At 72.7% G+C, this 25,054-nt stretch carries 23 protein-coding genes and 1 pseudogene; 14 read left to right on the top strand and 10 right to left on the bottom strand.

Annotated elements, in window-relative coordinates:
- The first annotated feature begins 51 nt into the window (after positions 1–51).
- Genes tsaB through ACFZBB_RS18625 form a run of 5 tightly spaced genes read left to right on the top strand, consistent with a single transcriptional unit; the run spans position 52 to position 3,649 of the window.
- Positions 52–717 (top strand): tRNA (adenosine(37)-N6)-threonylcarbamoyltransferase complex dimerization subunit type 1 TsaB, encoded by a 666-nt coding sequence (tsaB, locus tag ACFZBB_RS18645; protein ID WP_391123578.1) that lies wholly within the window; start codon positions 52–54, stop codon positions 715–717.
- A gap of 44 nt (positions 718–761) precedes the next feature.
- Positions 762–1,289: a ribosomal protein S18-alanine N-acetyltransferase gene (gene rimI, locus ACFZBB_RS18640; protein WP_391123957.1), complete on the top strand. Its 528-nt coding sequence runs from the start codon at positions 762–764 to the stop codon at positions 1,287–1,289.
- 5 nt (positions 1,290–1,294) lie between these two features.
- A complete protein-coding gene (gene tsaD / locus ACFZBB_RS18635; protein ID WP_391123575.1) occupies positions 1,295–2,428 on the top strand; it encodes a tRNA (adenosine(37)-N6)-threonylcarbamoyltransferase complex transferase subunit TsaD in 1,134 nt (377 codons plus the stop codon).
- The gene (locus ACFZBB_RS18630) at positions 2,425–2,697 is read left to right on the top strand and encodes a hypothetical protein (protein ID WP_391123573.1); all 273 of its coding nucleotides are present in this window, start codon (positions 2,425–2,427) and stop codon (positions 2,695–2,697) included. The genes tsaD and ACFZBB_RS18630 overlap by 4 nt, the downstream gene beginning before the upstream one ends.
- A 19-nt stretch (positions 2,698–2,716) precedes the next feature.
- The gene (locus ACFZBB_RS18625; RefSeq protein WP_391123571.1) at positions 2,717–3,649 is read left to right on the top strand and encodes a polysaccharide deacetylase family protein; all 933 of its coding nucleotides are present in this window, start codon (positions 2,717–2,719) and stop codon (positions 3,647–3,649) included.
- On the opposite strand, the gene ACFZBB_RS18620 is transcribed toward ACFZBB_RS18625, so the two are convergent.
- On the bottom strand, positions 3,640–4,881 hold the full coding sequence (locus ACFZBB_RS18620; RefSeq protein WP_391123569.1) for a methyltransferase domain-containing protein: 1,242 nt from the start codon (positions 4,879–4,881) through the stop codon (positions 3,640–3,642). The genes ACFZBB_RS18625 and ACFZBB_RS18620 overlap by 10 nt on opposite strands.
- Before the next feature lie 383 nt (positions 4,882–5,264).
- Between ACFZBB_RS18620 and groES the strand changes: the two genes are divergently transcribed.
- Together groES and groL are read left to right on the top strand one after the other, a co-directional pair.
- Entirely contained in the window at positions 5,265–5,573 is a 309-nt protein-coding gene (gene groES, locus ACFZBB_RS18615; protein ID WP_093740451.1) for a co-chaperone GroES, read from the top strand.
- Positions 5,574–5,709: 136 nt separating this feature from the next.
- Positions 5,710–7,335, top strand: coding sequence for a chaperonin GroEL (groL, locus tag ACFZBB_RS18610; RefSeq protein ID WP_391123567.1), 1,626 nt, complete (start codon positions 5,710–5,712; stop codon positions 7,333–7,335).
- 670 nt (positions 7,336–8,005) lie between these two features.
- On the opposite strand, the gene ACFZBB_RS18605 is transcribed toward groL, so the two are convergent.
- From ACFZBB_RS18605 to ACFZBB_RS18585, 5 genes are all read right to left on the bottom strand, one after another.
- Positions 8,006–8,782, bottom strand: a complete 777-nt coding sequence (locus tag ACFZBB_RS18605) for an SDR family NAD(P)-dependent oxidoreductase (protein WP_391123565.1) — start codon at positions 8,780–8,782, stop codon at positions 8,006–8,008.
- A gap of 34 nt (positions 8,783–8,816) precedes the next feature.
- Positions 8,817–9,488: an MOSC domain-containing protein gene (locus ACFZBB_RS18600; RefSeq protein WP_391123563.1), complete on the bottom strand. Its 672-nt coding sequence runs from the start codon at positions 9,486–9,488 to the stop codon at positions 8,817–8,819.
- Positions 9,489–9,498: 10 nt separating this feature from the next.
- Positions 9,499–10,164 carry an MOSC domain-containing protein gene (locus ACFZBB_RS18595; protein ID WP_391123561.1) on the bottom strand — a complete coding sequence of 222 codons (666 nt, stop codon included), beginning with the start codon at positions 10,162–10,164 and terminating at the stop codon, positions 9,499–9,501.
- Between the two features lie 19 nt (positions 10,165–10,183).
- The gene (locus tag ACFZBB_RS18590) at positions 10,184–10,972 is read right to left on the bottom strand and encodes a GNAT family N-acetyltransferase (protein ID WP_391123559.1); all 789 of its coding nucleotides are present in this window, start codon (positions 10,970–10,972) and stop codon (positions 10,184–10,186) included.
- 74 nt (positions 10,973–11,046) lie between these two features.
- Entirely contained in the window at positions 11,047–12,207 is a 1,161-nt protein-coding gene (locus ACFZBB_RS18585) for an aminotransferase class V-fold PLP-dependent enzyme (protein ID WP_391123557.1), read from the bottom strand.
- An 84-nt stretch (positions 12,208–12,291) separates the two neighbouring features.
- Between ACFZBB_RS18585 and ACFZBB_RS18580 the strand changes: the two genes are divergently transcribed.
- Positions 12,292–13,197 carry a LysR substrate-binding domain-containing protein gene (locus ACFZBB_RS18580; protein WP_391050441.1) on the top strand — a complete coding sequence of 302 codons (906 nt, stop codon included), beginning with the start codon at positions 12,292–12,294 and terminating at the stop codon, positions 13,195–13,197.
- Between the two features lie 151 nt (positions 13,198–13,348).
- Here ACFZBB_RS18580 and ACFZBB_RS18575 read toward each other — a convergent pair whose 3' ends face one another.
- Both ACFZBB_RS18575 and ACFZBB_RS18570 read right to left on the bottom strand, forming a co-directional pair.
- Positions 13,349–13,534 (bottom strand): pentapeptide repeat-containing protein, encoded by a 186-nt coding sequence (locus ACFZBB_RS18575; protein ID WP_391123955.1) that lies wholly within the window; start codon positions 13,532–13,534, stop codon positions 13,349–13,351.
- Positions 13,508–13,816 (bottom strand): annotated as a pseudogene (locus ACFZBB_RS18570) (WhiB family transcriptional regulator); the annotation flags it as partial. The gene ACFZBB_RS18575 and the pseudogene ACFZBB_RS18570, both read right to left, overlap by 27 nt.
- Before the next feature lie 469 nt (positions 13,817–14,285).
- Here ACFZBB_RS18570 and ACFZBB_RS18565 point away from each other — a divergent pair.
- The 4 genes from ACFZBB_RS18565 to ACFZBB_RS18550 all read left to right on the top strand — a co-directional run bounded on the left by ACFZBB_RS18565 (position 14,286) and on the right by ACFZBB_RS18550 (position 18,916).
- Positions 14,286–14,897: a response regulator transcription factor gene (locus ACFZBB_RS18565; RefSeq protein ID WP_003948568.1), complete on the top strand. Its 612-nt coding sequence runs from the start codon at positions 14,286–14,288 to the stop codon at positions 14,895–14,897.
- 225 nt (positions 14,898–15,122) lie between these two features.
- A complete protein-coding gene (locus ACFZBB_RS18560) occupies positions 15,123–15,743 on the top strand; it encodes an RNA polymerase sigma factor ShbA (protein WP_391123555.1) in 621 nt (206 codons plus the stop codon).
- Positions 15,744–15,920: 177 nt separating this feature from the next.
- Complete coding sequence (gene guaB / locus ACFZBB_RS18555) at positions 15,921–17,423, top strand: IMP dehydrogenase (RefSeq protein WP_391123553.1); 1,503 nt, start codon at positions 15,921–15,923, stop codon at positions 17,421–17,423.
- Between the two features lie 371 nt (positions 17,424–17,794).
- Positions 17,795–18,916, top strand: a complete 1,122-nt coding sequence (locus ACFZBB_RS18550; RefSeq protein ID WP_355336800.1) for a GuaB3 family IMP dehydrogenase-related protein — start codon at positions 17,795–17,797, stop codon at positions 18,914–18,916.
- Positions 18,917–19,029: 113 nt separating this feature from the next.
- On the opposite strand, the gene ACFZBB_RS18545 is transcribed toward ACFZBB_RS18550, so the two are convergent.
- Both ACFZBB_RS18545 and ACFZBB_RS18540 read right to left on the bottom strand, forming a co-directional pair.
- Entirely contained in the window at positions 19,030–19,695 is a 666-nt protein-coding gene (locus ACFZBB_RS18545) for a hypothetical protein (RefSeq protein ID WP_391123551.1), read from the bottom strand.
- A gap of 133 nt (positions 19,696–19,828) precedes the next feature.
- Positions 19,829–21,109 carry a nucleotide sugar dehydrogenase gene (locus ACFZBB_RS18540; protein WP_355336803.1) on the bottom strand — a complete coding sequence of 427 codons (1,281 nt, stop codon included), beginning with the start codon at positions 21,107–21,109 and terminating at the stop codon, positions 19,829–19,831.
- Between the two features lie 345 nt (positions 21,110–21,454).
- Between ACFZBB_RS18540 and ACFZBB_RS18535 the strand changes: the two genes are divergently transcribed.
- On the top strand, positions 21,455–23,161 hold the full coding sequence (locus ACFZBB_RS18535; protein ID WP_188281981.1) for a glycerol-3-phosphate dehydrogenase/oxidase: 1,707 nt from the start codon (positions 21,455–21,457) through the stop codon (positions 23,159–23,161).
- Between the two features lie 60 nt (positions 23,162–23,221).
- Entirely contained in the window at positions 23,222–25,000 is a 1,779-nt protein-coding gene (locus tag ACFZBB_RS18530; RefSeq protein WP_391123549.1) for a protein kinase, read from the top strand.
- Positions 25,001–25,054: the final 54 nt, after the last annotated feature.

Genomic DNA, 25,054 nt, shown 5'->3' with positions numbered 1-25,054 from the left:
CGCGCCGCCCGCGGCCACGACCGTACGGGCGCGCGCCGTACCCTTGGGGACGTGCTGCTGCTTGCCTTCGATACCGCCACACCCGCCGTCACCGCCGCCCTGCACGACGGGGAGCGGGTCCTCGCCGAGTCGACCGTCGTCGACGCGCGACGGCACGGCGAATTGCTGATGCCCGCGATCGACCGGGTCCTGATCGCCGCCGACCGTACGCTCGCCCACGTCACCGGCGTCGTGGTCGGCGTCGGGCCGGGACCGTACACCGGGCTGCGCGTCGGCCTGGTGACGGCCGCGTCCTTCGGGGACGTGCTGGGCGTCCCCGTGCACGGCGTGTGCACCCTGGACGGGCTGGCCTGGGCCGCGGGCGCGGCCGGGCTCGACGGGCCGTTCACCGTGGCCACCGACGCCCGCCGCAAAGAGGTGTACTGGGCGCGCTACGACGACCCGCGGCACCGCGCCACCGAGCCCGCCGTGGACCGCCCGGCCGACATCGCGGACGCGGTACGCGGCCTGCCGTCGGTCGGCGCGGGCGCCGCGCTGTACCCGGAGGTCTTCACCGACCGCCGTGAGGGCACCGAGGACCAGTCGGCGGGCGCGCTCGCGGCGCTGGCCGCGTACCGGCTGGCCGCCGACGAGCCCTTCGACCCGCCGCTGCCGCTGTACCTGCGGCGGCCGGACGCGCAGGTGCCCGCCGGGTACAAGGCGGTACTGCCGAAGTGACCGGGGCCCCTCACGGGAGCGCCACCGCCGTGACGCTGCGCGAGATGCGCTGGTGGGACCTGGACGCCGTACTGGCCCTGGAACACGACCTGTTCCCCGAGGACGCCTGGTCGCGCGCGATGTTCTGGTCGGAGCTGGCCGACGCCCGGCACCCGGCCGCGACCCGCTTCTACGTGGTCGCGCAGGACGCCGCGGGACGGCTCGTCGGCTACGCGGGGCTCGCCGCCGTCGCCGGAACGGGTGATGTGCAGACCATCGCCGCCGCCCGCGACCACTGGGGCACCGGGCTCGGCGCCCGGCTGCTCAGCACGCTGCTGCGCGCCGCCACCGACGCCGAGTGCCACGAGGTGCTGCTGGAGGTACGCGTCGACAACACCCGCGCCCAGCGGCTCTACCAGCGCTTCGGCTTCGAGCCGATCGGCTTCCGCAAGGGCTACTACCAGCCGGGCAACGTGGACGCCCTCGTCATGCGGCTCGCCGACCCGGCCGCCACCCCCGTCGCCCCCGCCGCCTTCGCGCAGACCGACGAAACCGACCCGGCCGCCCCGCCTCCCACCCGTACAGGAAACTGAGATCCATGGCTGACGAACCCCTTGTCCTCGGCATCGAGACCTCGTGCGACGAGACCGGCGTCGGCATCGTGCGCGGCCACACGCTGCTGGCCGACGCGGTCGCCTCCAGCGTCGACGAGCACGCCCGGTACGGCGGTGTGGTCCCCGAAGTGGCCAGCCGCGCGCACCTGGAGGCGATGGTCCCCACCATCCAGCGCGCGCTGAAGGACGCCGGGGTCGCCGCGAGCGACCTGGACGGCATCGCGGTCACGGCGGGCCCCGGACTCGCGGGCGCGCTGCTGGTCGGGGTGTCGGCGGCGAAGGCGTACGCGTACGCGCTCGGCAAGCCGCTGTACGGCGTCAACCACCTGGCCTCGCACATCTGCGTCGACCAGCTCGAACACGGCGCGCTGCCCGAGCCGACGATGGCGCTGCTGGTGTCCGGCGGGCACTCGTCGCTGCTGCTCGCGCCCGACATCACCAGCGACGTACGGCCGTTGGGCGCGACCATCGACGACGCGGCGGGCGAGGCGTTCGACAAGGTCGCCAGGGTGCTGGGGCTCGGCTTCCCCGGCGGCCCGGCGATCGACCGGCACGCCCGCGAGGGCGACCCCAGGGCCATCGCCTTCCCGCGCGGTCTGACCGGCGGGCGCGACCCGGTCTACGACTTCTCCTTCTCCGGCCTGAAGACCGCCGTGGCGCGCTGGGTCGAGGCCCGGCGCAGGGACGGCCAGGACGTGCCGATCGCCGATGTGGCCGCGTCCTTCCAGGAGGCCGTGGTGGACGTGCTGACCCGCAAGGCGATCCGCGCCTGCCGGGACAACGGCGTCGACCACCTGATGATCGGCGGCGGTGTCGCCGCCAACTCCCGCCTGCGGTCACTGGCGTTGGAGCGCTGCGAGGACGCGGGCATCCGGCTGCGGGTGCCGCGCCCCGGCCTGTGCACCGACAACGGCGCGATGGTCGCGGCCCTCGGCGCCGAGATGGTCGCGCGCGGCCGGGCCTCCTCCACGCTCGACCTGCCCGCCGACTCCTCGCTGCCGGTCACGGAGGTGTCGGTGCCCGGCCACACCCACCCCGGCCCGCACGAGCACGGGCCGGGCCACGCGCACGACCACGACCATGTGCACGAGCTGAGCAAGGACAACCTGTACGGATGACCGTCACGCTGATGTGGGAGGCCGCCGCCGCAGAAGGCCGCGGCCCCGACCTCCTCGACTGGGCCAGGAAACAGGCCCGTACGCTCCCCGGCACGCCGACCCGCCGCGAATTCCTCACCGCGCCCGACGACCGGGTGCTCGTCCTCACCTGGTGGGACGCGCCCTACGACGCCGTACTGCCGGAACTGCCCGACCCGGACGGGACGTTGGTGCGCCGCCAGGTGCACCGCTGGCGCTTCACCTCGGTGTCGGTGGAACCCGGCGCCTGAAAGTCGCATCAGCCAGGGTGTGCACCACGATCCCCTGACCCCCGTCCCCACCCGCGCCCGTCGCCGCCCCGGCGGTCGTCCGGGCCGTACCGGCAGCAGGGCCGCTCTCCCGCTGCTGGCGGCGGCCTGCCTGCTGCTCGTCGCGGGCTGCTCGGGCAGCACTTCGACGTCCGCCTCGACGCCCGGCCCGTCCGCGCCGACGGGCACGGCCACGAGCGCGGGCGGCACCGGGAAGCCCACCACGCCGGGCGGCTCCGCGCGGGCCGAGCGCGCCGCCGCCTTCCGCAAGTGGGGCATACCCGTGCTCGCGGACCCGCCCCCGCCGCCCGCGGTGAAGCCGGTCAAGACCGGCAAGGGGCTGCTGCCGGTGGTCAGCGACGTCCCGACGACGCGGAAGATCGTCTTCGTCACCTTCGACGACGGCGCGGAGAAGGACCCGAAGTTCGTGCGGATGATGCAGGACCTGAAGATCCCCTTCACCATGTTCCTGACGAACGCGATCATCCAGAACGACTACGGCTTCTTCAAACCGCTCCAGGCGCTGGGCAATTCGATCGAGAACCACACCCTGACCCACCCCAACCTGAACACCGAGTCGCTCGCCGCGCAGAAGCACGAGATCTGCGGCCAGCAGACGAAGCTCACCCACGAGTACGGCACCGCGCCCGGCCTCTTCCGCCCGCCCTACGGCAACCACAACGCCGCTACCAAGGAGGCCGTGCGGTCCTGCGGGGGCCTGCGCGCGATCATCCTGTGGCGCGAGTCGATGCAGATCAAGAAGGTGCAGTTCCAGCGGCCCGACCACACATTCCACCCCGGCGACATCATCCTGGCGCACTTCCGCGGGCCCAGTGAGCTCAAGGGCGAGTCGATGACGAAGATGACCGCGAACATGCTCCGGCAGATCGCCCAACAGGGCTTCACCGTGGCCCGGTTGGAGGACTACGTCTGAGAGGTCCCGGTCACCGGCCGCCCGATCAGCATCGAGGGCGCGCCCGCCACCCGGGTCAGGAACACGGTCGCCGCGTGCGGCCCCTGCGGCTTGACCCGGCGCCGCACCTCCTCCGGCTCCACCGCCGACCCGCGCTTCTTCACCGTCAGCACGCCGACCTCGCGCTCTCGCAGCAGCGCCTTGAGCCGCTTCAGCCCGAACGGCAGCACATCGCCGATCTCGTACGCCGTCGCGTACGGCGTCGGCCGCAGCTCGTCCGCCGTCACGTACGCGATGGTCTCGTCGATCAGGCCGCCGTCCAGCGGGGCCGCCGCCTCCGCCACCAGGTGCGCGCGGATCACCGCGCCGTCCGGCTCGTACAGATACCGGCCGACCGGGCGGACCTCCGGGTCGGGCAGCGGCGCCGCCGTGCGCAGGCTGGCACCGCCGGGCAGCAGCGTGGCGCGTACGGCGCCGGGCTCGGTGCCGAACCACAGCGCCGCCTCCTTCACGTCACCGCGGTCCGAGACCCACTCCGCCTCGGCCTCCGGCGGCACCGCCTCGTGCGGAATGCCGGGCGCGACCTTCACCGCGGCGAACGGCACCGTACGGGCCGCCGCCAACGCCCAGGACAGCGGCGGCGCGTACGCCTCGGGGTCGAAGGTCCGCCCGCCCGCCGCCCGGCCGCCACCCCTCATCGACGTGCCGCGCGCGGCCCCGCCCGGTCCGCCGGTCCGGCGCGCCGGGTCCACGAACACCGCGTCGAACCCGGCGGTGTCCACCTCCGTCACGTCCGCGCAGCGCACCTCGATCAGGTCGGCCAGGCCCAGCGCCGCCGCGTTCGCCCGCGCCGCCGCGCACGCCAGCGGGTCCCGGTCCACGGCCAGCACCTCGATCCCGGCCCGCGCCAGCGCGAGGGCGTCCCCGCCGATGCCCCCGCACAGGTCCGCCAGCCGCCGCACGCCGAGCGCCTTGAAGCGCTCCGCGCGGTGCGTCGCGACACTCTTCCGAGTGGACTGCTCCACGCCGTTCGGCGTGAAGTACATCCGGTACGCGTCCTCCTCGCCGAATTTCGCCACGGCCCGCTGCCGCAGCCGCGCCTGCCCCAGCGCCGCCGACACCAGCCCGGCGTCGTACGTGCGCCGCAGCCGGGTGGCCGCCGCCAGTTCGTCGGCGGGGCTGTGCTCCCGCAACTCCGCCAGCAGCGCCTGTCCGTCGCCGGACAGCAGCCCGGCAAATCCTTGGAGGTCCACCCGGCCATTGTCCCCGCCACCCTGCGCCGGACGGCACGCCGATCTTCTGGGGCGCGGGGAACTGCGACCGGCCACGACGACGGCTGCACGTCACCACCGGCCCCGGAGGGGCAATTCGGTTATCTCCCGATCACCGGCCCGGTGGGGGCTGGTCGCGCAGTTCCCCGCGCCCCAAGGGGCGCCGGGTACCCCTTTGGGAGGCGCCGCCTGGCACTCCGCTTGACCGAGTGCTAAGCGCGTCCTAGTCTCGGTTCTGGCACTCGGCACCGCTGAGTGCCAGCACTCAGCGACGGGCAGGTCCGGCACCCGCGACGACGGGCCTACCAGGTCGCCGACCCAGACAGACACTCTTCCGTGAGCCCTTTGAAGGGGGAGGTCGGATCGTGACGACCGCCAGCACCAAGGTTGCCATCAAGCCGCTCGAGGACCGCATCGTGGTCCAGCCGCTGGATGCCGAGCAGACCACGGCCTCCGGCCTGGTCATCCCGGACACCGCCAAGGAGAAGCCCCAGGAGGGCGTCGTCCTGGCCGTCGGTCCGGGCCGCTTCGAGGACGGCAACCGCCTGCCGCTCGACGTCTCCGTGGGCGACGTCGTGCTCTACAGCAAGTACGGCGGCACCGAGGTGAAGTACAACGGCGAGGAGTACCTCGTCCTCTCGGCTCGCGACGTCCTCGCGATCGTCGAGAAGTAAGCACCGCTTTTACCGCAGCAGTGATCCCGCCCCGGGTTTCCGCGTCCTACGGACCGGGCGCCCGGGGTGGTTTCGTTGCCTGCTCCTGCCGTCCTTGACGACGTGATTTGACGAGTAGACGAGGTAGTTCACAGGCATGGCCAAGACCCTGAAGTTCGACGAGGACGCCCGTCGCGCCCTCGAGCGCGGCGTCAACAAGCTCGCCGACACCGTGAAGGTGACGATCGGTCCCAAGGGCCGCAACGTCGTCATCGACAAGAAGTTCGGTGCCCCCACCATCACCAACGACGGCGTGACCATCGCCCGTGAGGTGGAGCTGGAGGACCCCTACGAGAACCTGGGCGCCCAGCTCGTCAAGGAGGTGGCGACCAAGACCAACGACATCGCGGGTGACGGCACCACCACCGCGACCGTGCTGGCCCAGGCCCTGGTCCGCGAGGGCCTGCGCAACGTGGCCGCCGGCGCCTCCCCGGCCGCCCTGAAGAAGGGCATCGACGCCGCCGTCAAGGCCGTGTCCGAGGAGCTGCTCGCCACCGCCCGCGCGATCGAGGGCAAGGAGGACATCGCCGCCGTCGCCGCGCTGTCCGCCCAGGACAAGCAGGTCGGCGACCTGATCGCCGAGGCGATGGACAAGGTCGGCAAGGACGGTGTCATCACCGTCGAGGAGTCCAACACCTTCGGCCTGGAGCTGGACTTCACCGAGGGCATGGCGTTCGACAAGGGCTACCTGTCGCCGTACTTCGTCACCGACCAGGAGCGGATGGAAGCGGTCCTCGACGACCCCTACGTCCTCATCCACCAGGGCAAGATCTCCTCGATCCAGGACCTGCTGCCGCTGCTGGAGAAGGTCATCCAGTCCGGCGCGTCCAAGCCGCTGCTGATCATCGCCGAGGACGTCGAGGGCGAGGCCCTGTCGACCCTGGTGGTCAACAAGATCCGCGGCACGTTCAACGCCGTGGCCGTCAAGGCGCCCGGCTTCGGTGACCGCCGCAAGGCGATGCTCGGCGACATCGCGACGCTGACCGGCGCCACGGTCATCGCCGAGGAGGTCGGCCTCAAGCTCGACCAGGCCGGTCTCGACCTGCTCGGCACCGCCCGCCGCATCACCGTCACCAAGGACGACACCACGATCGTCGACGGCGCCGGTGACAAGGCCGAGATCGAGGGCCGCGTCAACCAGATCAAGGCCGAGATCGGCACCACCGACTCGGACTGGGACCGCGAGAAGCTCCAGGAGCGCCTGGCCAAGCTCGCCGGCGGCGTCTGCGTCATCAAGGTCGGCGCGGCCACCGAGGTCGAGCTCAAGGAGAAGAAGCACCGTCTGGAGGACGCCATCTCCGCGACCCGCGCCGCGGTCGAGGAAGGCATCGTCTCCGGCGGCGGCTCCGCGCTCGTCCACGCCGTCAAGGTCCTGGAGGGCAACCTCGGCAAGACCGGTGACGAGGCGACCGGTGTCGCCGTCGTCCGCCGCGCCGCCGTCGAGCCGCTGCGCTGGATCGCCGAGAACGCCGGTCTCGAGGGCTACGTCATCACCGCCAAGGTGGCCGAGCTGGAGAAGAACCACGGCTTCAACGCCGCCTCCGGCGAGTACGGCGACCTCGTCAAGGCCGGCGTCATCGACCCCGTCAAGGTCACGCGCTCCGCGCTGGAGAACGCGGCCTCGATCGCGTCGCTGCTGCTGACGACGGAGACGCTGGTTGTGGAGAAGAAGGAAGAGGAGCCCGCTGACGCGGGGCACGGTGGGCACGGTCACTCCCACTGAGTGACGTCCGTCGGTTCCACCGGGGCGGCCCCGGCACCCTCACGAGGGTGCCGGGGCCGCCCCCTTTCCCCACCCCCGCGCCACGTCCCCTCTGCGAGAGGCGGCACGCCGTGTTTTTCGGGGCGCGGCCCCGGGGCGGTTCTCTTGCGCTGGGGGTCAGGCACGGGTTTTTAGGGGCGCGGCCCCGGGGCGGTTCTTCTGCCGGGGCGGCTGGCCGTGTTTTTCGGGGCGCGTCCCCGGACGGTTCTCTTGCGCTGGGGGTCAGGCACGGGTTTTTACGGGCGCGGCCCCGGACGGTTTCCTTGCGCTGGGCGGCAGGCACGGCTTTTAGGGGCGCGGCCCCGGGGCGGTTCTTCTGCCGGGGCGGCTGGCCGATCTTTTAGGGGCGCGGGGAACTGCGCGCTCAGCCACGGCGCTGGTGCGCCGTGAAAACCGGCCCCAGCGGGGCAGTCGCTGTTGTTTTCGGGCTGAAAGCCCGGTGGGGGCTGGTCGCGCAGTTCCCCGCGCCCCTCAAAGCAGGCCCTGCGTCGGCGCGGCGCGCGTACCCGGGCCCCTAAAAGCAGGTCCTGCGTCGGCGCGGCGCGCGTACCCGGGCCCCTGGGGGCGCCCTCGGGCGGAGGGCGGGCGCGTAGGGGGCGGGCCCTTGGAGGGCGAACCGTGGCCGGATGGCCTACCGGCGAGGGTCGAAGCGGCGGCCGGCGCGGGTGGAGGCGGCTGCGTAGAGGCCGGGAGGAAGGTGCCGGGCAAGGGAGACGGCGAGTTTGTAGCGGGCGGAGGGCACGCTGAGGGTGCGTCGGCGGGCGAGGTCACGCAGGGCCGCCGCGACGACGGCATCGGCGTCGAGCCAGGCGAAGGAGGGCAGCCGGGAGGCGTCCATCCCGGCCCGGGCGTGGAATTCGGTGCGGACGAAGCCGGGGCACAGGGCGAGGAGCCGCACGCCGGACCCGGCCGTCTCGGCGGCCACGCCCTCGGTGAAGTGGACGATCCACGCCTTGCTGGCCCCGTACGTGCCGCGCGGCATGTAGGCCGCGACGGACGAGACGTTGATCACGTACCCGCGCCCCCGCGGCCGCATGGTCTCGACGGCCGCGCCGGTGAGGCGCAGCACGGCCTCGCAGTGCAGCTTGAGCATGCGCAGCTCGTCGGACATGGGGGCGTCGAGGAAGGTGCCGTGGTTGCCGAAGCCGGCGTTGTTGACGAGGACGTCGACGGGCCGTTCCCGGTCGCGCAGCCGCGCTTCGACGGCGGCGATCCCGTCGTCGGTGGTGAGGTCGGCGGGCAGCACCTCGACGTCGGCCCCGTACCGCTCGCGCAGCCCGGCCGCGCTGTCGGCGAGCCGCTGTTCGTCGCGGGCGACGAGGACGAGGGCGTGTCCGTCGGCGGCGAGCCGTCGTACGAAGGCCGCTCCGATGCCGGAGGTCGCGCCGGTGACCAGTGAAGTCGTCATCCCGGCAGCGTACGGGCCGCCGCCGGGCCCTTCGTCAACGCGCCGGACTCAAGCGGCTGTTGACCGCCTCCAGATACGTACGGTTCATGGTGTCGGCCGCGGCCATGACCCGCGGAAGCAGCTCGGACTCCAGGGTCATCGCCCGGAAGAGGAAGGCGACGGTGACCTCGTGGTCCGGCCGGTGCACGACCTCGACCGGGTCCCCTGCGCGGACCTCGCCCGGCGCGATCACCCGCAAATACGGGCCAGGCAGCCCCTCTTGAGTGAACCGCTTGACCCATCCGCGTTCGTCCAGCCACCCGGCGAAGGTGCGGCACGGGATGCGGGGCGAGGTCACTTCGAGGACGAGCCCCGCGGCGCCGATCCGCCAGCGCTCGCCGATCAGCGCGGCGTTGACGTCGATGCCGGTGGTGGTCAGATTCTCGCCGAAGCGGCCGTCGGGCAGCTCGCGCCCCAGCCGCCGCTCCCAGCGGTCGAGATCCTCGCGGGCGTACGCGTACACCGCCTGTTCGTCGCCGCCGTGGAAGCGCAGGTCGCAGACGGTGTCCCCGGCGAGGCCGCCGCCCGCGACGCCGCGCGGTCCGGGCGCCGTGACGGCGACGGGTCCGGTCACCGGGAGCTTCCCGATGCCGGTGAGGCCGCCTTCGCTGTCGGTGTAGGGCACGACGAGGGGGCGGGCGACGTTCACGGAGCGCACTCGGGACATGGGACGCAGCCTATTTCGCTTCGCGGGCGAGGCGGCGCCGGATCGCGTCGCGGTCCTCGCGGGGGAGGGCGTCGAGGCCGGTCAGCAGCGGCAGCAGCTCGGGCTCGGTGGTGAAGGCCCGGAAGGACAGCGCGACGGTGACCTCGTGGTCCGGGCGGTGCACGACCTCGACCGGGTCCCCTGCGCGGACCTCGCCCGGCGCGATCACCCGCAGATACGGGCCAGGCAGCGCCGCGTCGGTGAAGCGCCGCAGCCACCGGTTCTCGCCGAGCCAGCCCGCGAAGGTCGCGCACGGGATGCGCGGGCAGGACACCTCCAGGAGGGGTCCGCGCGCGCCGATCCGCCAGCGCTCGCCGATCAGCGAGGCGTTGACGTCGATGCCGGAGGTGGTCAGATTCTCGCCGAAGAAGCCGTTGGCGAAGGTACGGCCCAGCTCGCGGCCCCAGTGGTCGAGGTCCTCGCGGGCGTACGCGTAGACGGCCTGGTCGGCGCCACCGTGGTGCTTGACGTCGTGCGCGCGGTCACCGGCCAGACCGACCGCGCCGTCCCCCTTCGGACCCGGCGCGGTGACCCGTACCGGGCCGGTGACCGGCCGTTTGTCGATGCCGGTCGCCGGCAGCCGCTTCCACGGGTTGGGGCGCGGGCGGCCGATGTTGACGCTCAGCAGCAGTGCCATGCGGGGCGCGCCTCCGCTCTCAGGCCTGGTAGAGGTACGGGGTGGTGACGCTCAGGGCGCTGAAGCCGAGGCGCTGGAGGATGGGGCGGCTGGCGTCCATCGCGTCGACCTGGAGGTAGCGGTAGCCGCGGGCGGCGGCGATACGGGCCCGGTGGGCGATCAGCGCGCGGTAGACGCCGCGCCCGCGCCACTCGGCGACGGTGCCGCCGCCCCACAGGCTCGCGAAGTCCTTGCCCGGCGGCATCTCCATGCGGGCCCCGCAGACCGGCCGGTCGCCCGCCATCGCCAGCACCAGCGCGATCTCGTCCGGCGCCTGCGCGAGCGCGTCCAGCAGCCGCTCGCGCAGCCGCTGCGCGCCCGTACCGAACGCCTCCTCGTGCACGGCGGCCAGCAGGTCCACCCCGGCGGCGTCGGTCACCTCCACCAGCCGTACGCCGTCCGGCAGGACGGGCTCGCCGGGCAGCGCCGCGACCTCCGCGACCATCAGCGTCTCCGGCTCCTCCGGCACGAACCCCGCCGCGCGCAGCCGCTCGCCCAGATCGGCCGGCCGGTCGTGCGCGTACAGCTTCCACTCGAACTCCCGGCCCGCCCCCTCGGGCGACTTCAGCCACGCGAGCTGCGCCTGGACCGCGGGGCCCGCGCTGTCCTCGTCCAGCTCCGACCAGAGCACCCCGCTCCAGTCGTGCACGGCGGCCCCCACCTGCCGCACCACCCCGCCGCCCCGCTCCACCCGCGTCCCCGCCCCCTCCGGCGGAGCGTCCCGCCGCATCTGAGCATCGAACAACCCGAGTACATAAGCGCGATCCATCCCCCCATCCCAACACGCCCACGCCCCGGCCCCCAACCGATTTCCCCCCGCGATGCGCCCCGCCGGGAGAGGCGTCAGGCGAGGGATTCGAGGGTGCGGTCGATGTCGGAGGGGGTGTTGTAGAGGTGGAAGGCGAAGCGGAGGGAGGTGGTGGGGGTGGAGAAGCGGACGGCGGCGGTGGTGAGGCGGGCGGGGGCGGTCGGGGGGAGGGCGACGGTGACGGTGGCGGAGGGGCCGGGGACGGGGGTGTGGCCGAGGGCGGTGAGGCCGTCGCGGAAGCGGGCGGCGAGGGCGGTGTCGTGGGCGTGGATCGCGGGGACGCCGATCTCCTCGATCAGGGAGAGGGAGGCGGCGGCGCCGACGAAGGGGAGGTAGGCGGGGCGGGCGTCGAAGCGGCGGGCGCCGGGGGCCAGCCGGGTGACGGGGCCGTAGCACCACTCCCAGGGGTCGTCGGCGGCGTACCAGCCCGCGAAGCCGGGGGAGAGGGTCGGCTCGGCGCCCGCGCGCACGGTCAGGAAGCAGGCGCCGTGCGGGCTGAGCAGCCACTTGTAGGCGTGGCAGACCACGTAGTCGTAGTCGTCGGCGCACAGCGGGAGCCAGCCGACCGACTGGGTGCCGTCCAGGAGCGTACGGGCGCCGTGGGCCGCTGCGGCGGCGCGGATCGCGGGCAGGTCGGCGACCCGGCCGTCGGCGGACTGCACGGCGCTGACGGCGACCAGCGCGGTGCCCGGCCGCACCGCGTCGGCGAGCGCGTCCAGCGGCACGATCCGCAGGTCCAGGTCCTCGCGGGCGGCGAAGGGCTGCACGAGGGAGCTGAAGTCCCGGTCGGCGACGACCACTTCGGCGCCGGGCGGCAGCCGCGTCGCGATCAGCCCGACGCTCTCGGCGACCGTGCTGGCCAGCGCCACCCGCTCCACCGCCACCCCGACGATCCGGGCGTAGGCGGCGCGCGCCGAGACGACGGCCGCCTCGAAGGCGTCGGTGTCGGGGCGGCCCGCCGCCCACTCGTCGACGGCCCCGCGCAGCGCCGCCGCGGTGCGGGCCGGGAGCAGCCCGACGGTGGCGGTGTTGAGGTAGGGCGCGGCGGGGTCGAGGTCCGGATACTCGGTACGGATGAGGCGGTCCGCGGCGAGGCCGTCACCCGAGGCGCCGCCGGCACCCGCGCCCGTACCGCTGCCCGTGCTCGTACCGCTGCCCGTACCGCTGCCTGTGCTGCCGAATGCGATGGCGTCCATGGCTCCTCAGCGTGGCGCGGCCCCGCCCCAAAGTCCATTACCGATATCTGTCGGGTATCCCTAAGTTCCGCTTATGGTGGGTGGATGATCGAGGCACGTCATCTCCGGGTGCTGCGGGCCGTCGCCCGCACCGGTTCGTTCTCCGCGGCGGCCCGCGAACTGGGCTGCACCCAGCCCGCCGTCAGCCAGCAGATGAAGGCGCTGGAGCACTCCGCGGGCACCCCGCTGCTGGTCCGCGGCGCCCGCGAGACCCGGCTGACGGAGGCGGGTGACGTGCTGGTCAGGCACGCCGTCGGCATCCTGGCCGGGCTGACGGCGGCCGAGGAGGAGGTCGCGGCGATCGCGGGGCTGCGGGCCGGACGCGTACGCCTCACCTCGTTCCCCTCGGGCAGCTCCACGCTGGTGCCGGGCGCGGTCGCGGCGATGCGCGCGCAGTACCCGGGCACGAAGGTGTCGCTGGAGGAGGCCGAGCCGCCGCGCTCGGTGGAGATGCTGCGCGCGGGCGACTGCGACATCACCCTGGCGTTCCGTTACGTGGATCTGCCGACCCCGGCCGAGGAGTCGTGGGACGACCTCGTCGTGCGCCCGCTGCTCACCGACCGGCTGGTCGGCGTCGTGCCGGAGGGGCACGCGCTCGCCGTCGGCGGGCGCCCGGTGGACATCGCGGAGCTGGAGCAGGAGCAGTGGATCGCGGGGTGCGCGCGCTGCCGCCGCCACCTCGTGGAGGTGTGCGAGCGGGCCGGGTTCACCCCGCGGATCGACTTCGCGACCGACGACTACCCGGCGGTGGTCGGCCTGGTGGCGGCCGGCCTCGGGGTCGCGGTGCTGCCGGAGCTGGCGCTGGAGTCCGTACGCCCCAAGGGCGTCGCCGTGGTGGAGGTGCGTCCTGCCGTGCAGCGCGAGGTGGTGGCCCTCACGCTGCCCGATCTGGCGAACGTCCCGGCGGTGGACATGATGCTCGGCCGCCTTGCGCAGGCGGCGGCCCGCTGATCTCAGGGCATCTGTCGCCCGTCAGCCGGGCCCGGCGGGCGGCGCGCCGCGCGTGCCGTACGCGTCAGTGCGGACGGGGCCGACGGAACCGGGAGTGCCGACGGCGCCGGAAGTGCAGGAACGATTCTGCTGGCGTCTCGCGGAAGCGCGCTCACACGTGGGACGCGTCGCGGATGTCGGACGCGTCGTGCAGGTCGGCGTCGTGCAGGTCAGAGTCGTGCAGGTCGGCGTCGTGCAGGTCAGAGTCGTGCAGGTCGGCGTCGTGCAGCTCGGTCGCGTCGCGCACGTCCGACGGCTCGCGCTCGGAGCGGGCCGCTTCGGCGTCCGTCGAGGGCATCCGCGAGCGCGAGCGCCCCATCATCGCCTCGCGCTCGTCCTCCGTGAGTCCGCCCCAGACCCCGTAGGGCTCGCGGACGGCGAGGGCGTGGGTGGCGCATTCGGCCCGTACGGGACAGCGCATGCACACCTCCTTGGCGGAGGCCTCGCGCGCGCTCCGGGCGGCGCCGCGCTCGCCCTCTGGGTGGAAGAAGAGCGAGCTGTCGACGCCTCGGCAGGCGGCCACGAGCTGCCAGTCCCAGAGGTCGGCGTTGGGGCCGGGAAGGCGGGAGAAGTCTGCCATTGCTTATCCCCTCGGAGGGTGTGTGTCGGTCTGGGAGGCCGTGAAGAGTCAGCGTCTCGACCGTACATCTACTGTCGTAGTAGATGTAAATATGACTCATCGCCAATCTAGTGGCGAATAGCCCACAAGGCGCGAAAGAGCGTCCAAACAGTGAAAAATCTGGCATAACACCCGTTCGGCAGCATCCGGGCAGGGCCGCTCGGCCGTAGAGGAATCGTTCCGCCTCTGAAATACCGGCTCTCTCACCCGTCTGACCTGCGGCCTGGGCGATCCGTGTGCGCATGATCACGTAGAGTGCTGATGACCGTCGGCAAACTCCGTAACTCTTTCGGGTGAGGGTCGTTGAGTCTGGCGGAAGCGGTTGGCGGACAAGTGAATCGGGCAGGTGCCCGAGGCCGTCAGCCTCAACGGTGAACATTCGTACAGCCTGGAGGCACAACGTGACGCGGTTCAGCTGCGGAGGGCGGTCATGACTTCTGTCCTCGTCTGCGACGACTCCCCGCTCGCCCGAGAGGCCCTGCGCCGCGCGGTGGCCACCGTGCCCGGTGTCGAGCGCGTAACCACCGCGGCCAACGGCGAGGAAGTCCTCCGCCGCTGGGGTGCCGACCGGTCGGACCTGATCCTGATGGACGTCCGCATGCCCGGCCTCGGCGGCGTCGAGACCGTACGGCGGCTGCTGTCGGCCGACCCCGGCGCCCGGATCATCATGCTCACGGTCGCCGAGGACCTGGACGGCGTGGCGCTGGCCGTCGCCGCCGGTGCCCGCGGCTACCTGCACAAGGACGCCTCGCGCGCCGAACTGCGGGCGACCGTGACGCAGGCGCTCGCCGACCCCACCTGGCGGCTCGCACCGCGGCGGCTGCGCTCGGCCGAGATGGGCGCCGCGCCCACCCTCACCGCCCGCGAGATCCAGGTGCTCGAAGGCATGAGCCACGGACGCTCCAACGCCGAGATCGGCCGCGAGCTGTTCCTCTCCGAGGACACCGTGAAGACGCACGCCAGGCGGCTGTTCAAGAAGCTCGGCGCGTCCGACCGGGCCCACGCCGTGGCGCTCGGCTTCCGCTGGGGCCTGGTTCGCTGAGCCGTCGTGTCGTACGCCCGAGAGGGCGGCCGTTCCGGCGAAGTCGCCCACAAGTCCTCGGTTTCCCGGGGGAGGACGCATGCTTGACGTATGGACTTCCTCGGGGATCGGCGAGGGCCTCACATGGCGGAGATGACAGCGTCGGGTTCGGCCGCTCATAACGCTTCGGTGCAGAAGTACGGCCGCGATGACGCGGATCGTGCCGCGGCGAGGCACCATGGGTGGATGCGCGACGACGACACTCCGGCCATCGGTGCCCTTGTCCGGCGCGCAGTCGACGGCGACGAGCGGGCGACACACGACCTGCTCGCGCATGTCCACCCGCTCGCCGAGCGGTACTGCCGCACCAAATTGTCCCGTCTTCCGGGCGACGCCCGGCACTTCGTCGACGACCTCGCCCAAGAGGTCTGTCTCGCGGTGCTGTGCGCCCTGCCCCGCTACCGCGACCTGGGGCGGCCGTTCGAGGCCTTCGTGGTCTCCATCGCCGCCCACAAGGTCGCCGATCTGCAACGGGCTGCCATGCGCGGGCCCGGCAGCACCGCCGTACCGTCCGACGAGATGCCGGAGAAACCGGACGATTCGCTCGGCCCCGAGGAGCGCGCGCTGCTCAACAGCGACGCCGCCTGGGCCAAGAAGCTGCTCGACAACCTCCCTGACCACCTGCGCGAGTTGGTACTGCTGCGGGTCGCCGTCGGGCTGAGCGCCGAGGAGACCGGCCAGGTGCTCGGCATGTCGCCGGGGGCCGTACGGGTGGCGCAGCACCGCGCGCTCAGCCGGCTGCGCGCCATCGCGGAACAGACGGCGGGAGCGCCCGCAGCCGGGGACGCGCCGGGTCTCTCGGCGTAGGACGCGCGGGAAACGGATGTCGGGTCCCGCACCGGGCCCGGCACCGAGCCCGACCGCGCGTGATCTGACCGCTGGTAACCGTACGGGCGTACGGGCCCGGCCGAGGGCGTCATGGGAATAGCGGCGAAGCCACTACCATTGAACAACTCGCCGGGCAAGACCATTCGGGAAGGTGTCATGACGCTGAACGCCGACGGAGTAGCTGAGAAGTTCGCCACACTCGGGCTGACCTATGACGATGTGCTGCTGCTTCCGGGGGCGTCAGAGGTGCTGCCCAACCAGGTGGACACCTCCTCCCTCATCTCCCGCAACGTCCGGGTGAACATCCCGCTGCTGTCCGCCGCCATGGACAAGGTCACCGAGGCCCGGATGGCCATCGCGATGGCCCGCCAGGGCGGCGTCGGCGTGCTGCACCGCAATCTGTCGATCGAGGACCAGGTCAACCAGGTGGACCTGGTGAAGCGGTCCGAGTCCGGCATGGTCACCGACCCGATCACGGTCAGGCCCGACGCGACGCTCGCCGACGCGGACACGCTCTGCGCGAAGTTCCGGATCAGCGGCGTGCCCGTCACCGACGCGTCCGGGCGGCTGCTCGGCATCGTCACCAACCGCGACATGGCCTTCGAGAGCGACCGCTCCCGCCAGGTCCGCGAGGTCATGACCCCGATGCCGCTGGTCACCGGCCAGGTCGGGATCTCCGGGGTCGACGCGATGGCGCTGCTGCGCCGCCACAAGATCGAGAAGCTGCCGCTGGTCGACGCCGACGGCAAGCTGAGCGGGCTCATCACCGTCAAGGACTTCGTCAAGGCCGAGCAGTACCCGAACGCGGCGAAGGATTCCGAGGGTCGGCTGCTGGTCGGCGCCGCCGTCGGCGCCAGCCCCGAGGCGCTGGACCGCGCCCAGGCGCTGGTCGGGGCGGGCGTCGACTTCCTCGTCGTGGACACCTCGCACGGCCACAACAGCAACGCGCTGAACTGGATGGCGAAGATCAAGTCCAGCGTCGGCGGGGTCGACGTGGTCGGCGGCAACATCGCCACCCGTGACGGCGCCCGCGCCCTCATCGACGCCGGTGTCGACGGCGTCAAGGTCGGTGTCGGACCCGGCTCCATCTGCACCACCCGCGTCGTCGCGGGCATCGGCGTCCCGCAGGTCACCGCGATCTACGAGGCCGCGCAGGCGTGCATCGAGGCCGGGGTGCCGGTCATCGGCGACGGCGGCCTCCAGTACAGCGGCGACATCGGCAAGGCGCTCGCCGCGGGCGCCAGCAGCGTCATGCTCGGCAGCCTGCTCGCCGGGTGCGAGGAGTCCCCCGGGGAGCTGCTCTTCATCAACGGCAAGCAGTTCAAGTCCTACCGGGGCATGGGGTCGCTCGGCGCCATGCAGTCCCGCGGCCAGGGCCGCTCCTACTCCAAGGACCGCTACTTCCAGGCCGAGGTCTCCTCCGACGACAAGCTCGTGCCCGAGGGGATCGAGGGCCAGGTGCCGTACCGCGGACCGCTGTCCGCCGTCCTCCACCAGCTCATCGGCGGTCTCCGGCAGACCATGGGCTACGTCGGCGCCGCCGCCGTCTCCGAGATGGAGTCCAAGGGGCGGTTCGTCCGCATCACCGCCGCCGGGCTCAAGGAGTCCCACCCCCACGACATCCAGATGACCGTAGAGGCCCCCAACTACCACGGCTGACACCGCACTTGCGCAGGACCGTTCTTCCGGGCCGCGGCCCCTGTGCGTCCGCCCCGCGCAGGACGTTGTTCCTAGGGGCGGCGGCCCCGGGCGGTTCTTCTCCCCGTGCGGTACGCCGGTCCTTTCAGGGGCGCGGGGAACTGCGCGCTCGGCCACGACGCTCCCGCAGGTCACCACCGGCCCCGGAGGGGCAGTTCGGTGGTGTCCCGACCACCGGCCGGTGGGGGCGGGCCGCGCAGTCCTCGCGCCCCTACGGGGCACAGGTCCTGTGCCGAGGCAGCGCGCCGGGGCGCATCCCCGACGGGGCACGGGCCGCCCGCGGGCCGAGCGGGGATACTGAGGGGCCGCAGGTCAAAAGAAAGGCGCAGGACGTGACAGAGATCGAGATCGGTCGGGGCAAGCGAGGCCGCAGGGCGTACTCGTTCGACGACATCGCCGTTGTGCCGAGCCGGCGCACCCGGGACCCGAAGGAGGTCTCGATCGCGTGGCAGATCGACGCGTACCGCTTCGAGCTGCCGTTCCTCGCGGCGCCCATGGACTCGGTGGTGTCGCCGGAGACGGCGATCAGGATCGGGAACCTCGGCGGCCTCGGGGTGCTGAACCTCGAAGGGCTGTGGACCCGGTACGACGACCCGGAGCCGCTGCTCGCGGAGATCTCGGAGCTGGACGACACCCGGGCGACGGCCCGCCTCCAGGAGATCTACGCGGCGCCGATCCGCGAGGAGTTGATCGGGCAGCGGATCAAGGAGGTCCGGGACGCGGGCGTCGTGACGGCCGCCGCGCTGTCGCCGCAGCGCACCGCGCAGTTCTCGAAGGCGGTCGTGGACGCGGGCGTCGACCTGTTCGTGATCCGCGGCACCACGGTCTCCGCCGAGCACGTCTCCGGCTCGCACGAGCCGCTGAACCTCAAGCAGTTCATCTACGAACTCGACGTGCCGGTGATCGTCGGCGGCTGCGCCACGTACACGGCGGCGCTGCACCTGATGCGGACCGGCGCGGCGGGCGTCCTCGTCGGCTTCGGCGGCGGCGCCGCGCACACCACGCGCAATGTGCTGGGCATCCAGGTGCCGATGGCGACCGCGGTGGCCGATGTCGCCGCCGCTCGCAGGGACTACATGGACGAGTCCGGCGGCCGGTACGTGCACGTGATCGCGGACGGCGGCTTCGGCGCCAGCGGTGACCTGCCCAAGGCGGTCGCGTGCGGCGCGGACGCGGTGATGATGGGCTCCCCGCTGGCCCGCGCCACCGACGCGCCGGGCCGCGGTTTCCACTGGGGCATGGAGGCGGTCAACACCGAACTGCCGCGCGGCAAGCGGATGAACCTCGGCACCGCGGGCACCACCGAGCAGATCCTGCTCGGCCCGTCCCACGCGCCCGACGGCTCGATGAACTTCTTCGGCGCCCTGCGCCGCTCGATGGCCACCACCGGCTACTCGGACCTGAAGGAGTTCCAGCGCGTCGAGGTGACGGTCTCCCCGACCCACCACCGCTAGGGCCTGTCCGGCGGCACACGCCGTAGAACGCATGAGGGGCCGTACCGCGCAGGCGGTACGGCCCCTCATCGCGTCACGGCGCGGTACGCGTCACCGCGCCGGGTCGGTTGTCGTCAGTTGTCGCCCGCGTGCTTCGCGACGCCGAAGGAGATGAACGCGGCGAAGGCGAGGAAGAGGAAGCGCATGAAGCTGAAGTCATGCTTCCACGAGTCGAGCAGGTCGCCGAAGTGGTGGAAGAAGATGTCGGTGACCGGCATCGAGCCGCCCTGGCCCGACACGTAGTGGCTGATCACCAGGGCGCCGCCGAAGAGCTCGCCGAAGACGACCGCGAACAGCGCGAGCAGGACGGCCACGAACGGCAGGGCCGGGTTGCGTCCGCCGGCCTTGCCCACGGCGAGGCCGACGAGCGCGCCGACGCCGATCGCCATCAGCCGGAATTCGTGGGTGCTGCCGTCGTCGCTGGACAGCGCGCGCAGGATGCCGCCGTACGCGAGCGCGGCGACGATCGCGGCCAGCAGGCCGACCAGGAAGCCGAGTCCGGGGTTGTCGCGGCGGGCGACCGGCGCCGGCGGCGGGTAGGCGGCCGGGTTGAAGGCGCCGGGCGCGGGCGGCGCGCCCCACTGCTGCTGGGGCGGCTGACCGTAGGGCGCCTGGGGCTGCTGGCCGTACGGGGCCTGCGGTTGCTGCGGGTAGCCGTATCCGGCGCCCGGCGGCGGTCCGTACGGATTCTGGCCACCGGGCTGCTGCGGCTGCTGCGGCGGCGGGTAGTTGGCGCTCATGGGGTCCCCCGGGATACGGCGTTCGACGATGGACGCCGAAATCTAGCAGCAGGGGGTGACAATCGGACAAGTTGTTCTTCCGGTCGTTACATGACCACTACACGCGGATCGGGAACCCCGCCGGGCCGGGCCGCTACAGCCGCGCCGCCGCGCCCGCGGGCGTCGCCCCCCGTGTGTCCAGCAGGAGTTGCGCCTTGACCGCCAGACCCTGGAGGTCGTACGTGCGGTGGTGCTGGAGCAGCACTGTCAGATCGGCCTCGGAGGCGGCCTCCCACAGGGAGTCGGCGCGCGGCACCGGACGGTCGAGAACGCGCCACTGCGGTACGTAGGGGTCGTGGTAGCAGAGCTGCGCGCCGAGTTCGATGAGCCGGGTGCCGATCTCGCGGGCGGGGGCGCCCTCTTGGGAGGCCAGGTCGGCCTTGTAGGTGACGCCGAGCAGCAGGACGCGGGCGCCGCGCAGGGACTTGCCGTGCTCGTTGAGCAGCGCGGCGGCGCGCTGGACGACGTAGCGCGGCATGCGGGAGTTGACCTCCTGGGCGAGTTCGACCATCCGCAGCGGGTGGCCGAGCATGCGGACCTGGCCCTGGGCGGGCATGGCGGCGAAGAGCGGGACGGCGTTGGGGTCGAGGGCGGCGGCCGGGCCGCCGACGCCGGGTCCCGGTCGGAACGCCTGGAAGCCGAACGGCTTGGTCTCGGCGCAGCGGATCACGTCCCACAGGTCGACGCCGAGGTCGTGGCAGAAGACCGCCATCTCGTTGGCGAAGGCGATGTTGACGTGCCGGTAGTTGGTCTCCAGCAGATTGACCGCCTCGGCCTCGCGGGGGCCGCGGGCGCGCACGATGCGTTCGGTGAAGCGGCCGTAGAAGGCGGCGGCGGCCTCGGTGCAGGCCGGGGTGCAACCGCCGATCACCTTGGGGGTGTTGGCGAGGTGGAAGTCGCGGTTGCCGGGGTCGAGCCGGCTGGGGGAGTAGGCGAGGTGGAAGTCCCGGCCCGCGCGCAGCCCGTCGGCCTCCAGCAGCGGGCGCAGGAACCCCTCGGTGGTGCCGGGGTAGACCGCCGACTCCAGGACGACGGTGGTGTGCGGGCGCAGGTGCCCGGCGAGGGCGCGGGCGGCGGCGGACACCGCCGTCAGGTCCAGGGCGCGGTCCTCGCCGAGCGGGGTGGGCGCGCAGATCACGGCGGTCCTGACCCGGCCGAGCACCGCCGGGTCCGCGGTCGCGCGGAAGCCGCCCGCGAGCATCCGGCGCAGGTCGGCGGCGGCGAGCGTGCCCGGCGGTACGCGGCCCGCGTTGATGTCGGCCGCGGCGGCCGGGTCGGGTTCGTAGCCGATGACGCCGACGCCCGCGGCGGTCGCCGCCTGGGCGAGGGGAAGTCCGGTGCGGCCGAGTCCGAGCACTGCGAGGTCTGCGGGCATGCGGTTCAGTCCTCTCCCTTGCGACCACCACGGGGACTCCACGGATGGCTCCACGGATGGCTTTAAATCAGGCTAACCAGACAAATGACTGATATGACTGCACGGCGCGCCGTGCAGTCATCCGGGTTACGGGCAGAAGAGGCACGGGATCGCTGGGTAGGAGAGGGACGGCCCGGACGCCCTGCCCGCAGGGCGTTCACCGCCTCGCCGCACCGCGGGCGCGCCCCGGCACCCCCTCGACGGCGGGTCAAGGGTGGCCGCTCGCGGCGGTGGCGGTCACTATCGAGTGGAGGGCTATCCACCGCGGCGGCACGCGAGAGCGCCGCCACCATGGGAGGCACACGGATGCGTACGTCAACACTGGGCCCCGCCGAGCGGGCCGGGGCACTGGCCCGGATGGCCGAGCACGAGCTGGACCTGCTGGTCGTGGGCGGCGGGGTGGTCGGCGCGGGAACAGCGCTGGACGCCGTCACCCGTGGCCTGTCCACCGGTCTGGTCGAGGCCCGCGACTGGGCGTCCGGCACGTCGAGCCGGTCGAGCAAGCTGATCCACGGCGGCCTGCGCTACCTGGAGATGCTGGACTTCGCGCTGGTCCGCGAGGCCCTCAAGGAGCGCGGCCTGCTGCTGGAACGCCTCGCCCCGCACCTGGTGCGGCCGGTCCCGTTCCTCTACCCCTTGCAGCACAAGGCGTGGGAGCGGCTCTACGCGGGCTCCGGCGTCGCGCTGTACGACACCATGTCGGTCTCCTCCGCGCACGGCCGCGGCCTGCCGGTGCACCGCCACCTCACCCGTAAGCACGCCCTCCAGGTCGCGCCCGCGCTGCGCAAGGACGCGCTGGTCGGGGCGCTCCAGTACTACGACGCGCAGGTCGACGACGCGCGCTTCGTCACCACCCTGGTGCGTACCGCCGCCTCCTACGGTGCGCAGGTCGCCAACCAGGCGCGGGTGATCGGCTTCCTCCGCGAGGGCGAGCGCGTCGTCGGCGCGCGGGTCCAGGACGGCGAGCAGGGCGGCGAGTACGAGATCCGCGCCAAGCAGATCGTCAACGCCACCGGGGTGTGGACCGACGACACGCAGGCGCTGATCGGCGAGCGCGGACAGTTCCACGTCCGCGCGTCCAAGGGCATCCACCTGGTGGTCCCCAAGGACCGGATCCACTCCACCACCGGGCTCATCCTGCGGACCGAGAAGAGCGTGCTCTTCGTCATCCCCTGGGGCAGGCACTGGATCATCGGCACCACCGACACCGACTGGGACCTGGACAAGGCCCACCCGGCGGCGTCCAGCGCCGACATCGACTACCTGCTCGAACACGTCAACTCGGTGCTGTCCACCCCGCTGACCAGGGACGACGTCCAGGGCGTCTACGCGGGCCTGCGCCCGCTGCTGGCCGGGGAGTCGGACGCCACCAGCAAGCTCTCGCGCGAGCACACCGTGGCGCACCCGGTGCCGGGACTCGTGGTGGTCGCGGGCGGCAAGTACACGACGTACCGCGTGATGGCCAAGGACGCGGTCGACGAGGCCGTGCACGGCCTGGACCACCGGGTGGCCGAGTGCTGCACGGAGGATGTGCCGCTGGTCGGCGCCGAGGGCTACCACGCGCTGTGGAACGCCCGCGCCCGCACCGCCGCCCGCACCGGACTGCACGTCGCCCGGGTGGAGCACCTGCTCAACCGGTACGGCTCGCTCGCCGAGGAGGTGCTCGCGCTGATCGCCGAGGACCCGTCGCTGGGCGCCCCGCTGACCTCGGCCGATGACTATCTGCGGGCCGAGATCGTCTACGCGGCGATGTACGAGAGCGCCCGCCACCTGGACGACGTGCTGGCCCGCAGGACCCGGATCTCGATCGAGACCTTCGACCGCGGCACCCGCAGCGCCCGCGAGGCCGCCGAGTTGATGGCACCCGTCCTGGGCTGGGACAAGGACCAGATCGACAAGGAAGTGGCGTACTACGAGAAGCGCGTGGAGGCCGAGCGCGAATCGCAGCTCCAGCCCGATGATCTGACCGCGGATGCGGCCAGGCTCGGCGCGCCCGATATCGTTCCCCTCTAGGCACGGTGCGTCTCGGGGGAGACGCGGCGCGCGTCGGGGGAGCGGGCGGAAGGGCGCGAGATGACGGGACAGGCCGACGAGGGGCGGTTGGTCGCGGGCCGGTACCGGCTGCTCGAACGCATCGGCCGGGGCGGCATGGGCACCGTGTGGCGGGCCGAGGACGAACTCCTCGGCCGGCAGGTCGCGGTGAAGAAGCTGCACCCGCCCCAGCCGCACATGCACGACGACGAGTTGGCCACCCTCTTCGAACGCACCCGCCGCGAGGCGCGCGCCGCCGCCCGGATCAGCCACCCCAACGTGGTGGTCGTGCACGACGTCGTGGACGACGAGGGACTGCCGTCCATCGTCATGGAGTACGTCCCGTCGGTCACGCTCGGCGAACAGCTCAAGAAGCACGGACCGCTGCCGGTCGCCGAAGTCGCCAGGATCGGCCGCGGCATGGTCGCCGCGCTGCGGGCCGCGCACCGCGCAGGAGTGCTGCACCGCGACGTCAAGCCGGGCAACGTCCTGCTCGGCGTCGAGGGCGGCGCGCCCGTCGAGGGCGGTTCCGCCGAACAGGGCTACGGCAGCGGGCGCGTGGTCCTCACCGACTTCGGCATCGCCCAGGCGTCCGGCACCTCCACCCTCACCCGGACCGGCGAACTCATCGGCTCCATCGACTTCCTGTCGCCCGAGCGGATCAGGGGCGCACTGCCGGGACCCGAGGCCGACCTGTGGGCGCTGGGCGCCACCCTCTACCAGGCCGTCCAGGGCGAGTCGCCCTTCCGGCGGCCGACCGCGATCGAGACCGCGTACGCCATCGCCGAGGAGCCGGTGCTGCCGGCCGCCAACGCGGGCGCGCTGACCCAGGTGATCTCCGGGCTGCTCGCCAAGGAACCGGCCGAGCGGCTGTCCGCGGCCGAGACCGAGCGGCTGCTGCGGATTCCGCTGGCCGAACCCGACACCGGGCAGGTCGACACCGACCGGTTCACCTACCCCACGGGCGACGGCCGGACCGCCACCGTGACCCAGGTACCCGGCGCCCCGCCCCCCGGCGGGGCGCACCCCCCTCCCTACGCCGACTCCTTCGGGCCCCCGCCGCCCTACTCCACGGGAACCGGTACGGGAACGGCCGCCGGTTTCGGTACGGGCGCGGGCGGTTCGGGCCCCGACACCGGCCCGCACTCCGGCGCGCACCGCCCCGAACGGCCGCGCCGCCGTACCGGAGCGTGGATCGCGGGCGTCGCCGTCCTCGCCCTCGTGGCCGCGGGCGCCGCCTTCGCCGTCATCCACCACGGCGGCTCAGGTACGGACGCGGGCCCCGGCCCCACCACTCCGGTCAGCACACCGCCCACCAGCACCGCGTCCTCGGCCGGTCCGACGCCGAGCACCACGGCGCCGCCCCCGCCGGTCCCCGACGGCTACCACCTGGTCACCGAGGCCGACCACGGTTACGCGGTGCCGGTGCCCGACGGCTGGACGCGGCAGGTCAAGAACGACGGCGACGAGGTCGACTTCATAGACCCGACCGGCAAGATCGGCCTGAAGATCAGCTCGCTGGACTTCGGCAGCGACGACCCGTACGAGCACTGGCTGACTCTGGAGCCGCAGACCCAGGAGCAGGTCGACGAGTACCACCGTGAACGGATGATCCGCACCATGCAGTTGGGGATGCCCGCCGCGCTGTGGGAGTTCACCTTCCAGGGCTCGGTCCGCAAGTTCCACGCGATCGACCTCGGATTCGGCAAGCCGGGTGGTCGTGAGTACGCGGTCTACCTGTCGGCTCCGGACGCCGAATGGGACACCTACCGACCGGTGTTCACGAACGCTGTGGCCGGTTTCCGGCTATCGAACCCATAAGCCGGGTTCGCTTCCGCGTCCCCCGTTCGGGGATGATGGGTGTTTACACGTCCA

The sequence above is a fragment of the Streptomyces sp. NPDC008139 genome (assembly GCF_042957025.1).
Taxonomy (GTDB): domain Bacteria; phylum Actinomycetota; class Actinomycetes; order Streptomycetales; family Streptomycetaceae; genus Actinacidiphila.
This window is presented reverse-complemented; position numbering and strand designations above follow the sequence as displayed.

What these genes read in the sequence shown, in the direction of transcription:
- ACFZBB_RS18545 (WP_391123551.1), bottom strand. Translation starts at nt 19,695, where the DNA reads ATGAGCGCCAACTACCCGCCGCCGCAGCAGCCGCAGCAGCCCGGTGGC.
- tsaD (WP_391123575.1), top strand. Translation starts at nt 1,295, where the DNA reads ATGGCTGACGAACCCCTTGTCCTCGGCATCGAGACCTCGTGCGACGAG.
- ACFZBB_RS18540 (WP_355336803.1), bottom strand. Translation starts at nt 21,109, where the DNA reads ATGCCCGCAGACCTCGCAGTGCTCGGACTCGGCCGCACCGGACTTCCC.
- ACFZBB_RS18605 (WP_391123565.1), bottom strand. Translation starts at nt 8,782, where the DNA reads ATGACGACTTCACTGGTCACCGGCGCGACCTCCGGCATCGGAGCGGCC.
- ACFZBB_RS18535 (WP_188281981.1), top strand. Translation starts at nt 21,455, where the DNA reads ATGCGTACGTCAACACTGGGCCCCGCCGAGCGGGCCGGGGCACTGGCC.
- ACFZBB_RS18590 (WP_391123559.1), bottom strand. Translation starts at nt 10,972, where the DNA reads ATGGATCGCGCTTATGTACTCGGGTTGTTCGATGCTCAGATGCGGCGG.
- ACFZBB_RS18575 (WP_391123955.1), bottom strand. Translation starts at nt 13,534, where the DNA reads ATGCCCTCGACGGACGCCGAAGCGGCCCGCTCCGAGCGCGAGCCGTCG.
- ACFZBB_RS18630 (WP_391123573.1), top strand. Translation starts at nt 2,425, where the DNA reads ATGACCGTCACGCTGATGTGGGAGGCCGCCGCCGCAGAAGGCCGCGGC.
- ACFZBB_RS18595 (WP_391123561.1), bottom strand. Translation starts at nt 10,164, where the DNA reads ATGGCACTGCTGCTGAGCGTCAACATCGGCCGCCCGCGCCCCAACCCG.
- ACFZBB_RS18580 (WP_391050441.1), top strand. Translation starts at nt 12,292, where the DNA reads ATGATCGAGGCACGTCATCTCCGGGTGCTGCGGGCCGTCGCCCGCACC.
- groL (WP_391123567.1), top strand. Translation starts at nt 5,710, where the DNA reads ATGGCCAAGACCCTGAAGTTCGACGAGGACGCCCGTCGCGCCCTCGAG.
- rimI (WP_391123957.1), top strand. Translation starts at nt 762, where the DNA reads ATGCGCTGGTGGGACCTGGACGCCGTACTGGCCCTGGAACACGACCTG.
- ACFZBB_RS18565 (WP_003948568.1), top strand. Translation starts at nt 14,286, where the DNA reads ATGACTTCTGTCCTCGTCTGCGACGACTCCCCGCTCGCCCGAGAGGCC.
- ACFZBB_RS18585 (WP_391123557.1), bottom strand. Translation starts at nt 12,207, where the DNA reads ATGGACGCCATCGCATTCGGCAGCACAGGCAGCGGTACGGGCAGCGGT.
- guaB (WP_391123553.1), top strand. Translation starts at nt 15,921, where the DNA reads ATGACGCTGAACGCCGACGGAGTAGCTGAGAAGTTCGCCACACTCGGG.
- ACFZBB_RS18600 (WP_391123563.1), bottom strand. Translation starts at nt 9,488, where the DNA reads ATGTCCCGAGTGCGCTCCGTGAACGTCGCCCGCCCCCTCGTCGTGCCC.
- ACFZBB_RS18530 (WP_391123549.1), top strand. Translation starts at nt 23,222, where the DNA reads ATGACGGGACAGGCCGACGAGGGGCGGTTGGTCGCGGGCCGGTACCGG.
- ACFZBB_RS18560 (WP_391123555.1), top strand. Translation starts at nt 15,123, where the DNA reads ATGCGCGACGACGACACTCCGGCCATCGGTGCCCTTGTCCGGCGCGCA.